At 43.0% G+C, this 12,452-nt stretch carries 10 protein-coding genes and 1 tRNA gene; 1 reads left to right on the forward strand and 10 read right to left on the reverse strand.

Features of this window, described 5'->3' with window-relative positions; all coding sequences use genetic code 11:
* Positions 1 to 82 precede the first annotated feature (82 nt).
* From DP114_RS07645 to DP114_RS07690, 10 genes are all read right to left on the reverse strand, one after another.
* Entirely contained in the window at positions 83 to 1,633 is a 1,551-nt protein-coding gene (locus DP114_RS07645; protein WP_169265712.1) for a GMC oxidoreductase, read from the reverse strand.
* 229 nt (positions 1,634 to 1,862) lie between these two features.
* Positions 1,863 to 2,657 (reverse strand): phosphonate ABC transporter, permease protein PhnE, encoded by a 795-nt coding sequence (gene phnE / locus DP114_RS07650; protein ID WP_171975814.1) that lies wholly within the window; start codon positions 2,655 to 2,657, stop codon positions 1,863 to 1,865.
* Between the two features lie 40 nt (positions 2,658 to 2,697).
* The gene (locus DP114_RS07655) at positions 2,698 to 3,426 is read right to left on the reverse strand and encodes a phosphonate ABC transporter ATP-binding protein (protein WP_171978141.1); all 729 of its coding nucleotides are present in this window, start codon (positions 3,424 to 3,426) and stop codon (positions 2,698 to 2,700) included.
* A 262-nt stretch (positions 3,427 to 3,688) separates the two neighbouring features.
* Complete coding sequence (locus DP114_RS07660) at positions 3,689 to 4,663, reverse strand: phosphate/phosphite/phosphonate ABC transporter substrate-binding protein (protein WP_171975815.1); 975 nt, start codon at positions 4,661 to 4,663, stop codon at positions 3,689 to 3,691.
* Between the two features lie 444 nt (positions 4,664 to 5,107).
* The gene (locus tag DP114_RS07665) at positions 5,108 to 6,694 is read right to left on the reverse strand and encodes an alkaline phosphatase D family protein (RefSeq protein WP_171975816.1); all 1,587 of its coding nucleotides are present in this window, start codon (positions 6,692 to 6,694) and stop codon (positions 5,108 to 5,110) included.
* Between the two features lie 322 nt (positions 6,695 to 7,016).
* Positions 7,017 to 7,649 carry an L-threonylcarbamoyladenylate synthase gene (locus DP114_RS07670; protein ID WP_171975817.1) on the reverse strand — a complete coding sequence of 211 codons (633 nt, stop codon included), beginning with the start codon at positions 7,647 to 7,649 and terminating at the stop codon, positions 7,017 to 7,019.
* A gap of 115 nt (positions 7,650 to 7,764) precedes the next feature.
* Positions 7,765 to 8,679: a peptide chain release factor N(5)-glutamine methyltransferase gene (gene prmC / locus DP114_RS07675; protein ID WP_169265706.1), complete on the reverse strand. Its 915-nt coding sequence runs from the start codon at positions 8,677 to 8,679 to the stop codon at positions 7,765 to 7,767.
* A 24-nt stretch (positions 8,680 to 8,703) separates the two neighbouring features.
* A complete protein-coding gene (locus tag DP114_RS07680; RefSeq protein ID WP_169265705.1) occupies positions 8,704 to 9,513 on the reverse strand; it encodes a Tic22 family protein in 810 nt (269 codons plus the stop codon).
* Between the two features lie 667 nt (positions 9,514 to 10,180).
* Positions 10,181 to 10,254: transfer RNA gene (locus DP114_RS07685), tRNA-Pro, on the reverse strand.
* Positions 10,255 to 10,430: 176 nt separating this feature from the next.
* Entirely contained in the window at positions 10,431 to 10,982 is a 552-nt protein-coding gene (locus DP114_RS07690; protein WP_169265732.1) for a GNAT family N-acetyltransferase, read from the reverse strand.
* A 315-nt stretch (positions 10,983 to 11,297) separates the two neighbouring features.
* Between DP114_RS07690 and DP114_RS07695 the strand changes: the two genes are divergently transcribed.
* Positions 11,298 to 12,227 (forward strand): alpha/beta fold hydrolase, encoded by a 930-nt coding sequence (locus tag DP114_RS07695; RefSeq protein ID WP_169265704.1) that lies wholly within the window; start codon positions 11,298 to 11,300, stop codon positions 12,225 to 12,227.
* The last annotated feature ends 225 nt before the right edge of the window (positions 12,228 to 12,452 follow it).

Raw genomic sequence — 12,452 nt, forward strand, 5'->3', positions numbered from 1 at the left:
GACTTGTTATTTTTTGCAGTCAACACTTATCAGTTATCAAACAACTGATGACTGATAAATAATCATTTCAGTTTTTTTGATCTCAAGTACTCCGGTTGAGAAAGCGATCCATGCAGCGTTCCGCTAAAGCAGCGATGGTGAACGAGGGGTTAGTGCAGGCTGTCGAGCCAGGGATGAGCGAGCCATCAACAACAAATAAGTTACGATACCCCTGAACCTGCCCATAAGTGTTGCATACAGCACCTATTGTTGCACCGCCAAGGGGGTGAGCTGTAGAACTAAAGTCAAGCGGTTGAGCCAGAGTCGTACTATTAGCTTGGTTCAGCAGTTGGTAGGTATACTCAAGAGCTTGAGCATTTTTCTGATTATTAGCTGAGTTGCTAGGCCAGAACAAATCAGCTGACTGGGTAGAAGTATTGTAAGTGAGATACCCCTCCGGTTTGGCAATTGCCAGACCAACAGAAGTAATGACACCTTCTGGGACAATGGGAAAGGTGAGTTGCTCAGTGACTACCGGGGCAATTGGATTGTCTAGGTGCTCAATAACTGTCGCTGCTGGACCTCCCTGTGTAGGATTAGTCGGACCATTCGTAATGACAGCGCCCACTCCATCGCCATTAGTCCCCCAGAACTTCCCTACCTGATTGTTCAAGCGACGCAATGTAGCATTTGCTTGAGCACGCAGCAGAAGTTCAGTGGTTCCAATCGAACCAGCTGCCAAAAACAAATAACGACAAACAAAAGACTTTTGGGCAATCACAGTCCCTTGTTCATTGATTTGATTGCAGACTATTCGGAAACGCTCTTTATCAGATTCCTCTATCGCAGTGACCACATGTAGGGGTCGAATTTCCACTTTTCCAGTCGCCTCAGCCATGCTCAAGTAGTTGCGGTCTAAGCTGTTTTTCGCACCACTGTTGATACCGTAGTACACTTGACCTGTGATGGCGGAAGGAACCTTTTGACCTGCGATTTCCTGGCGCACGATGTCCCAATCAACAGCCATGTCAAGCTTGCGAGCTTTTAGACCTGCTTTTGCTGCTTGCTCCAGAAAAATCCGGCTTGACAAATAGTAGTTAGTCTGTAGAACGTCGTCTGGTATTTGAGAAGGCTTGAGGATAGAACGTACTCGCGGATAATAAACCCGATCAAGTTCTTCGTAGTTGATGGTGCGTGGGAAGACTTGATAGAAAAGTTCTTGAGTCGGCTGATAAGTCACCCCATTGTAGACAAGCGAACCGCCTCCAACACCTGCTCCCCGATAGGCAATTATCCCATTACCTCTTTTGATATCAAGGACGCCAGTATACACATCAATGGGAACCTGGTCAAATATTACCGTAGTCGGACTCAGCCAAGTAGAACGACCATCTGGTTTCTGGTATGTGGAGAAAGTATCACCAGCGTCGGTGATTTGCCATCGTCGCCCCCGCTCCAGTACAATTGTTTCAATTCCTGCCTGACCAAGGCGCAGTGATGCGACAGCTCCACCAAAACCACTACCGATAACTATTGCTTCAATATAATCTTCTTTAGTACGAACAGCAGAAGCACGAACGGCAGACACACCCACACTCGCCGCAGCCGCAAGCGAACCCTGAAGGAATTGACGACGCTTCAGCACCCGAGACATACTTAATCTCCTACAATTTTCAAAAATAAATTTTTTTATGGTATGAAATTTAGATTACCTATTCAAATTAGGTATATTCAGTTTTTACACTCGTTACAATCAGTTGGTTGCCAAATTGCCAAGATTTTGACAAAAAAGGCGTAGGATGCTGAAAAGCCCGTATCACATCTCCTCAGGATGTCATACAGGCTATTTTCAACAAAAAGCAACAATCCAATTTGGCAGATAACTACATTGATTCCAAACGCTGACGTAATTTACTACTAAGGGCATCAATCACAGTCACGACTACCGACAGTATCAGAATCATAGTCGTTGCCTTAGTGTACTCAAAGCCATCTATATAACTTTTTAGTTCAAAACCAAAGCCACCAGCACCAACAGCACCAAGAACTGAGGCAGCACGGATATTGTACTCAAACATCCACAAGGTGTAGCCCAATACTAAGGGCAATACTTGAGGCAAGATACCATATTGAGCAATTTGTATGCGAGATGCACCTGCGACTTGCAAAGATTCAATTGAACGAGGGTCAACCGCTTCAATAGCTTGCTGATAGAATTTTCCTAGGTAGCCAATTGTGTAAATACTTAAAGCTAATGTACCTGCGAAAGGACCGAGTCCAGTTGCTGCGACAAATAATAATCCAAGAATAATCGAAGGGACAGAACGCACAGCATTTTGCAAAAAATTTGCTAACCATTGCAGCCAAATAGGGGCGACATTACGGGCGCTTGCGATCGCAATCGGTAGAGAAAGCATTGCCCCAAGAGTTGTTCCAATCACAGACATCTGCACAGTTTCTACAAGTGCTTTGACTGTTTTGTTGAAAATATCCCAACTGGTATTTGGGGGAAACAAGCGTGACACAAAATCAATGATGTTGAACAAACTCTGCTTTAGGAGTCCAAAATCAACTTTCAAACCTTGCAACGCCCAACCATAAACCAAAACAACAACGCACAGGATGAGTAGGCGACTCACCCAAGAAAAGCGTTTCCAAACATGAGAAAATTTTTTCATTACTAAAACAGAGTTCGCCTACTATGTGCGATAAACTCGACTATACCTGAGCAAATTGAGCTTGCAAGTTATCACAACACCCATCGTAAGTAACACGTCCAGCATTCAAGACAATTGCTCGCTGGGCGTACTCAGTTGCGATACTCAAATCGTGTAAAACTGTGACAATTGTCATACCTTGCTGTGAGTGCAGCATTGACAAAGTATCCATTACCTGCTTAGATGCTTTGATATCCAATCCTGTAATGGGTTCATCTGCAAGCAGAATTTGGGGAGATTGGATTAAAGCGCGGGCGATCGCCACCCGTTGTTGCTGTCCACCGCTAAGTTGACCTGTTTTTTGATAAGCTTGCTCCCTTAAGCCCAACTGTTCCAACAGTTCCAATGCTTGACGACGGTCATTTTTAGGAAACCCAAACAGCGTTTGCCAAGTTGTCCTAGTACCCAGGCGTCCACAAAGCACATTTTCAATTGCTGATAACTGACGAATCAATCCGCCACCCTGAAATAACATAGCAACATCTCGTCGAAGACTAGGCAGCGTACGTGGAGTTAATGGTGTATCGTTGATGTGAATTGCTCCTCGCAAGATTGGTACTAACCCAACTAAAGAACGTAAAAGCGTAGACTTCCCCGCGCCATTGAGTCCCAGCAATACAACAAACTCACCACGATAAATCTGGCAATTAATCTGGTTAAGAATAGGACGATTCAAAGCTGCGGAATAAGCAGTTTCTACGTCCTGACACGAAATCACTGGCTGAGTCATATGTTGCTGAGTAATTGTATTACCTAGTTTGGGGAGATGAGGAAAATGAGGAAGAGTAATAATTGTAGATTTATACGCGCGTTGCATTCATACGTGTCACCTCACCCCGCCCTGACGGGCACCCCTCTCCTTATTAAGGAGAGGGGAACTCACCACTCTCCACTCTGTGGGGATTAGGGGCGCGGGTGAGGTCATTGCTCGGTATAATAGTATATAAAAAGACATTTTTATACCGTATTTCCCTCATTCTATTACTCCCTGATTACGGTTCCATTCCTGCATTCTTGAGGGCTTCACGAACTGGTCCTAAGTGTTTGTCATGGTCAACTTTCACCAATTCTGTGGAGTTATACAAGCCGCGCAGTATCTCGTTGTTTTGTGGCTCATTTAATTTCAGCAAGGCGTTGATAATTCGTTCGCGCATGGGAGCAGGAACGTCATCATCAATGGCTACACCGTGTGCTGGAACACCAGGAATTTTATACAGAACTCGTAACCGACTTTTTTCCGCGTCGGAAATATACGGGCTACCAAAAGCATATTCTGACACAGCCGCCGCATCTGCTTGACCTTGCACAACTGCTTTTAGGGCTTTACTGTAATCGCCACCGTAAACAACTTGACTGAAGAAGCCGTCTAGGCGATCGCGATTTTCCACAAGTTTCTGTTTAACCAACTCACCCACAGGGAAGATAAATCCAGAACCAGAAGTTGGCGAAGTAAATGCCATTTTTTTACTCCGCAACTGTTCCAAGGTCGCTTTAGATGTGCCTAGAGTTTTGAGCGAGCTATCTTTGGGGACAACTATGATTGAATTATAAGTGTATTTTCCAGAGTAATTCGGACGAACCTCAGCTAAGTACAAGCGTGCGTTTGCGAGTTCCTCAGCTTTCAAAGCTGGACGACTACTTAAGAAAGCGACGTCAGCGCTATTTGCTCTCAAGGCTTCTACTGCAGCTGTATCATCACCGACTTTTGCCTGAACTGGCATTTTTAGTTCTTTTGACAAGAACTCTGCAACTTTATCTGCTTTACTTTGCAAGTCTGGTGCATCTTTACGAGTAGGAAAGATAACTGTTAAAGTTTTTTGCTGTCCTTGAGCAACTAAAGTTGAATCTTTCTGATTTCGCGTTGAGTTAGGAACGGCTTGCATACCTCCACAGCTACCAGCAACCAAACCTGTAAGCACCACAAATGCAGCGCCAGCACTCAAAAAGCCTTTTTTCCTCACATTCATTTCCCACCCTCGATAGAAATCTTTCTTAATAGTTTTGCTAAAGTCTTTTAACAAGCTAATTCTTAAAAAAGAATATTATTAAGATTCCAGCTTTTCGGGGCAAAAGTCAATCAGTGGTGAGTGTTTTGATTGTAAAAAAACTTGAAATCACAACTTTAACCCGAGTTCCAAAGATGATTCAATTAGGAATGACGCACAAGTTACGAAAAAACAAGAGTGTGAGATTGCTTCCTTACGTCGCAATGACACAACTACGTTATTTTCGCGTAAGTCCTGTCAACTAAATAAATTTATCTGTTGAAGCAGTGCGTGCTGCTTATCTGATGATAATTTGGTTGCCAAACTGCAAAAAATATGTATCATACTCCCAGAATGCACAAAAGCCAGTATCACATCCTCAGCAGATGTAATACTGGCTATTTACAACGAGAAGCAACTATTTTTCTAAACTTTCTGTATTCCTGGACGACCGTTTTCAACTACAAATGAAGCACGCTTACTGATTGTGCCAGATTGGGTTGTCACGTTTGATAAAACTAAAAAATCAGTTTGCCAGGTTTCTGGAGTTATCACACAGCGAACATATCCCCGTTGACCGTTATAAAATTTAATGTGGGGGTTATCTGGCAAATACGCTTCAACTGTAGGACTTGAGTCTGCCCCATCTCCACCAGAAGTAATTGAGGTACAAACAAATTCACTGCCAACCGTAGCGGATTCTGGTTTATTAAAGTCAGCTTTGAGATCCATTGCCCAGTTGGAATGTACATCGCCTGTCAAGACAACAGGATTGGAAGGTTTGCGCTGTTCTAGGAAACTCATTAGGCGATCGCGCGAAGCCAAATATCCATCCCACTTATCCATACTGAAGGTTGCGCCTTCCCCAGGCGTGAAGTCTCTTTGAGCAACGATAACCTGCTGTGCTAGAACATTCCAACGAGCCGTAGAGCGATCTAAACCTTTGTATAGCCATTCTTCTTGACGTTTACCAGTAATCGTTGCATTAGGATCAAAATTTTCTGGGCAACGTTCCTTGGTACCATCTCCACAGGGTTGGTCTGTGCGATATTGACGGGTATCTAGCACATGGAAAGTCGCCAAATTTCCGAAGGAAAGCCGACGGAAAATTTGCATATCTGGTCCTTCTGGTTTTGAGAAGGGTCGTAGTGGCATATGCTCGTAGTAAGCTTGATAAGCAGCCGCCCGACGTTGTAGGAAGACTTGGGGGTCTTGATCCGGTTCATTATCGACTTCTGAGGTAGCATTAGCGTAGTTGTTTTCCACCTCGTGGTCATCCCAAGTCACAATCCAGGGAAATGCTGCATGAGTTGCTTGCAAATTTGAATCAGTTTTGTAAAGGGCGTGACGGTTACGATAATCATCTAGAGTGAAAATTTCCGGACCATTGTGTTGTCTAGGACGATCTGGTGTGATTCCTCCCTCATAGATGTAGTCACCCGTATGCACTATTAGGCTTAGGTCTTCCTGCGCCAAATATTTGTATGCTGTGAAGTACCCTTGCTCATAGTGCTGACAGGAAACAAATGCAAAGGCAAATTTACTTAAATCGCTACCTGGTTGAGGTGCTGTACGAGTGCGACCAATTGGACTTTCTTCTGTACCTGAGGTAAAGCGATACCAGTACCATGTATTGGGTTTGAGCTTATTTACAACCACTCTGACTGAGTGAGCTAATTCTGGGATGGCAATCTCAGTGCCTTTTGCTACTATATTTTTCATGTTGGGATCAGTTGCGACTTCCCAACGAATTGGCACATTCACAGATGGCATTCCACCGCCTTGTAAAGGATTGGGAGCCAGACGAGTCCAAAGCACCACGCTATTAGGATAGGGTTCACCTGACGCTACACCAAGCGTGAAGGGATAACTGGGAAATGGAACTTGGGCGATGGCTCGTTGATTGAATTGGCTGGCGATCGCCAAACCAGTCAATGCCCCAGCCCCAATAATTAAGTTCCGTCGCTTGACTCGGCTGTACAAAAACCGCTCAAAATTCTGGTAATCTAACATCTTTTTCCCCTGAGTAACTCACAAATCAAGGCAGAGGAACAGATGATCCAAAGCATCCAGGGTAAGAATTAACAAACCACTAAACCAATATTTCAATCGTCGATATCACACTCTTTTACAGCGAGCGCCTTTTTTGTGCCTAAATCAACCCGTCGAACTCACGTTAATTCAAAGAACACCAGACGATCAAATTTTCCTGCTGCTTCAAGGTATCAACTGTTGCAAAGCCCGAGTTTAATTTACCAGTCAGACGTTAATTCCTAGCAAAGGAACAGTTAAGGCTGTTTGATTGAGCAAAATTCAGGGTGTAGGGGTGTCGGGTTCAACTAAAGATTTCTATCTTCGTAGCACCTTGTCGTAAAACTTGCCAATTGTTTCCAGTCCATTTCACAACAGTCGAAGGAACACCATCTCCGTGTACCTCGTCTTTTAATTCTGTCGCCGCCAAAGTCAAAACATCAGGAAACTGTGCCGAAATTTCTGCCATTGTTTGTAAAGGAGGTTGACCTGATAAATTGGCGCTGGTGGTTACAAGAGGACCTGTTTGCGCCAAGATAGTCTGGGCAATTCTACAATTAGGCACTCGAATTCCAATTGTCCTGTCAGGAGTAAGCTTATCCTTGTGAGGATCGCAATCTCCATCAGAAATAGAAATTATTTCTTGTGGTACTCGCTTGGAGGCAGGTAACACCAAAGTCAGTGTTCCTGGCCAATATTTCTTGGCAAGTCCGTGCCAAATTTCATACTCTTGGTCACTACCCGTGGTGAAAGACCAGATTTCTTCAGCAGTCGCTGCCATTAAGATTAAGGGTTTATCTCGACTGCGCTGCTTAGCTGCGTAAATTAACTCTCCTTGTTCGGGTATTGCTGCCAATGCCGGAACAGTATCTGTAGGAAAGCTCACCAATTTACCAGCACGTGCGCCTAAGATAAGGGTGTCTAAAGAAACTTGCATGAACAAAACTCAGAATTGCGAACCCAGAACTCAGAATTTAGTGAGCACTCACGACAGTGGACAGTGATCGATTCACTGTTTAGTGTCGTGAGTTCTGAGTTCTTTGTTTGTGATGTTAGCTCTTTCTATATGCCAGAGCAAAGCGCTCAATGCCAGCTAAATCTTTATGAATCTGAATGTTACAGTAACTCCCTTGATTGTGCAACATTTCTCCCACAGCATCTGCCTGTCCTTTCATCATCTCAATCAACCAAACCCCACCAGAGCGTAAATAGGTGGAAGAAATTTCTACCAAATGGCGGATGCAATCTAAACCATCTATGCCACCGTCTAAAGCTAAATGTGGTTCATGCTTAACAACTTCAAGCTGTAGGGTAGGTATGATGTTAGTGGGAATATAGGGCGGGTTAGATATCATTCCGCTGAATTGACCTTTAAGCGATGCTAAAGGTTGCCACCAAGAACCTTGGTAAAATTGAATACGCTCCCCAAAACCTAAATTTTGAGCGTTTGCCTTTGCAACCACTAGCGCCTCATGACTGTAGTCAACAGCGTGAATGATTGCTGTGGTGAAAACGTCTGCTAATCCAATGGCGATCGCCCCACTACCAGTTCCCAAATCAGCCCAGTGTCCTTGCTCTAAAGACGGTGTCACCTTACTGTTTCTAGCAGCAGCGACAGCTAAATCTATCAAGTACTCTGTTTCTGGTCTGGGAATCAAAACCGCTTTTGACACAGCGATTTTATACTTTCGCCAAGGAGTTGCTCCTGCAACATATTGTACTGGCAAGTGTTCATTTAAGCGCTGCTGCCAGAGTTTGTCTAAATCCTCTAAAGATAATTTCAAAGGAATCTCAGCCTGGTTTTTGTATGATTCCAAGCGTAATGCCAAGCGGTCTAATCCAGCGACTTCTTGTAGTAACCAATCGACTTCAGTAGGTAAAATAGCAGTGGCGTTGGCAGCTTGAATCGCCACGTTACGCCACTGCCAAAGTTGTAAACCAGTTACTGATAACTGCTTATCTGCCATGCCTTTATACTATCAGGCATAAGTTTATTTCTTTTTGGCAGGGGGGTTTTGACTTGCACCACCACCTCGCTTGCTAACGACATACTGCATGCTCTCGGTAGATGGTACTATGGCGACTTGGCTGAGCCAAGTGTCATTTTTCTCTTTCAAAGTTTTTATGACTCCCTCTATGTCCACAACCTGAATATCAGCCTTGGGAACTTGTTGCTTGACCTGGCTTAATAAATTTTGGGCGTCTTTTTGACTCAAGAACAAAGGAATAACTTCCTTATTGTCAGTCTTCCGTTTGACGGATACATATCCTTTATCTGGAGATCTAACAATAAAAACAGGCACACTTGGGAACTGCTTAACTTCTTTACCGCTTTGGCGCAGCAATGTTACTGCTCCTTCTAGATCTTGTTTTCCAGGATTAAAAGCAAACACTAGGTTGTTTGGTTTCTTGGCATTTTCTTGAAGTTTCTGATAAATCATCCCCAAAGGTACTGGCGTCACTTGCAGGCTTTTTAACATATCTGCCATTTTTGGATCTTTACCTTTGACATTCCGCAGTTCGTTAATAAAAGCCTGAGCTTCCTGCCCACTCATAAAAACGTCTGTCACCGTAGCTTGTTTATTTTGAGCGTTTTGCGCATTTGCGGCATTGTTAGGCACTGTACGAGTGAGAGGCACACCCTGGTTGTTAGTAATCAAAAAGACTGGTACTGGATCTAATTTTTCTTTAATTTGTTGTTCTGTCAATGCGATTACTGGAAGATTTCCGCTAAAAACAGTTGTTAGCAGAGTACTCCCAACTAAAGTCAATGTTGTGCCCCAGCGAACTAATAAATTCATAACTACTCCTCGCATCAATTTCTCTAAAATCAAGTCTGACAATATAGTTGGATTTGCACAGTATTAACCAGTTCTAGATATATTACCTTCTTTGCTCATTAACTGTGCTGTTTTCGGTATTTCAATTTCGCCCTACTAAACAATTGCGCTCGAACGGTAGATGATTGCTGTAATTAACAAAGGCGAAAAATGTGCTTTTTACTTCAAGGGTGTCTTCTGCCATTCTATTGGCTTTTTCAGCTATGGTTGACGACAAGAAATATAAGATCGTTCCTTCTAGATTTGCCGCAAAATGTCTCAAGCTTTACAGATTTCCTTTCTTGTGGGTTTATTCAATGCTTGGAATTTATTTTGGCTAATAGAAAATAAGAAATAGCAAAGCAACATGACTATTGCTTCCGGGAAAATATGCAATTTCAGTGTACATTGTCTGACAAATCAAACAAATAGTTGTAGCACAATCCAGTTTTGACTTTTTGATTTAATTTTTTGATGGTATATCCAAAAAATAATGTAAGTCATTTATGTATGCTTGAGTCATTTGCACGCTCAACCTAAGATAACAGAATTTGAACTGATATCGTGTTTGCTTGCGCTAATTGGTTGCACTATATAAATAAACCCTAGACCTGTATTCTGATCTAGGGTTTACTATTCATCTATAAGATCGGGATGACAGGATTTGAACCTGCGGCATCCTGCTCCCAAAGCAGGCGCGCTACCAAGCTGCGCTACATCCCGATTAATTTGTTATTCTAACTTAGTTGTTGCTTTTTGGCGACAATCAATAGCTTTTTTTAGATTTTACTTGATTATGTTGCCAAATGTTCACCCACATCATACCATGCTTTTTTGCTTTTTGTAAACTGTTGCGTTCCCTATACATAGACTTATAACAGTAATGTCTCTGTTAAAAATTAATGAGGGTACCAAAACATACCTTTGATGCCTTCTGGATCGGACATAAACCCCAAACCCCGATAAAAATCTAAGACATGGGGGTCAGCAAATAGAGTCACATTACTAATTTCTTCGCTCCTGAGTTTTTTGAGTACATATTTCATAAGTGCCTTTCCCAGTCCTTTTGCTTGAAAGTCTGGGTGAACTACCACATCCCAAATTGTGGCATTAAAGGCATGATCTGACGTCGCACGGGCAAAACCAATAAGTCGCCTTTTGTTTCCTCGCACTTGCCACATAGAAGCGACAAGAAAACTATGCTCTATAGCTTTTTTTACCTTTCGTAAAGGACGACGCGACCAACCGACGGAATCGCATAGTTCCTCTAGTTCATACAGGTCGAGATCTCGCTCCGTACTAAAAACTATGCGAGTTTCCTGCTGATGAACTTCGCCAACACCATTCAAGTCTGAGTTACCTACAGTTTCAACTGCATACTCTTCTGAGGGTGTTGTCCTAGTTGTTGAGTTAGCTTCTGATGTACTAAACCAAGTTTTCCAAAAACCCATGCCAACGTGGTTCAGGTAGTATATACGAGGTGGTTTTGACAGATAAGAGTGCTGATTCACTTGTGATTCAACTATCTACGTTGTATTCCGCAACACATACAGTTGTTTTGTCTGTTGGCGGAATTTTCCGATGACAGTAGTCATCAAGGGTGCATCTTACACTAGTCTTTTTCAACTTTAGCATTTTGTTGTGGAGCTAAGAAGAAATTAGCTAAAACGGAAACATTATTGTGTATGACACCAGAATTCATGTGCCTCCATTTTCCAATCTCCTTATCTTGCCAACTCCCGAACTGAACGGGGTACGATAGAAATATGGCAACCATCGAAATCTTGGGCGTTCCACACGCATACGAACTCACAGCTCCTACGAACTACCCCGACACTTTAGTTTTTATCCACGGATGGCTCAATAGCCGTGGATACTGGCAACCTGTAATTTCTCGGTTGTCAGATGATTTTCAGTGTCTGTCTTATGATTTAAGAGGTTTTGGGGAGTCGCAACAGAAATTAAAAACTGATTTTAGTCAAGAACAAAATTATTTCAGCCAAAGTACTAAATCTAGTCGTGCAGTTGTTGATTCCTTTGATTCTGTGTATACTCCAGCTGCCTACACTCAAGATTTAGCAGATATTCTCAAACAGTTAAATGTCAAGAGTGCTTGGTTGATTGGTCATTCTTTGGGAGGCACGATCGCCCTTTGGGGTGCTGCCCATATGCCGGAATGTGTCAAAGGAGTTATTTGTATTAACTCTGGTGGTGGGATTTACCTCAAGGAAGCTTTTGAGCAGTTTCGTTCAGCCGGTCAGCGGTTTTTACAAGTTCGCCCTAAATGGCTTGGGCAATTGCCCCTGATTGATTTACTGTTTACTAGAGCGAGTGTAGCACGTCCTTTGGAGCGTAATTGGGCACGGCAGCGAGTGATTGATTTTGTTGTTGCCGACCCAGAAGCTGCTTTGGGAGCGTTGCTAGATTCTACAACAGAGGAAGAAATTAACTGTTTGCCACAGTTGGTTGCTCAACTTAAGCAACCAATTTATTTTTTAGCTGGTGCGGAAGACAAGGTTATGGAACCTAAGTATGTCCGTCATTTAGCTAGCTTTCACCCTCTTTTTTCTTACTGTGGTGACAATGTGATCGAAATTCCTGACTGCGGACACTTAGCAATGTTGGAACAGCCGGATGCAGTTGCTACTCATATTCGCTCTGTTGTCAAGAATCAATCGTCAGTCGTCAATTGTTAATAGAGTCACTGAATTTTGGATTTTGGATTTGAAATTTTAGATTGACAAGGCAGCTTTCGGGTTGTTGCTTCTTACCCGTTCGCGTAGCGTCTTTGGAGGAGATAAGCTGCCGCTGACTTTGCGTCGGCTTGAAACCCTTTTTTAGAATCTAGATTTTAATCCAAAATCCGTCAATTAAAGAAAAGCCGATTTAAAGAATTGAAAACCAAGATCTGGAAGAATTTA

Origin of the sequence: Brasilonema sennae CENA114 (genome assembly GCF_006968745.1) — a bacterium.
Classification (GTDB): domain Bacteria; phylum Cyanobacteriota; class Cyanobacteriia; order Cyanobacteriales; family Nostocaceae; genus Brasilonema; species Brasilonema sennae.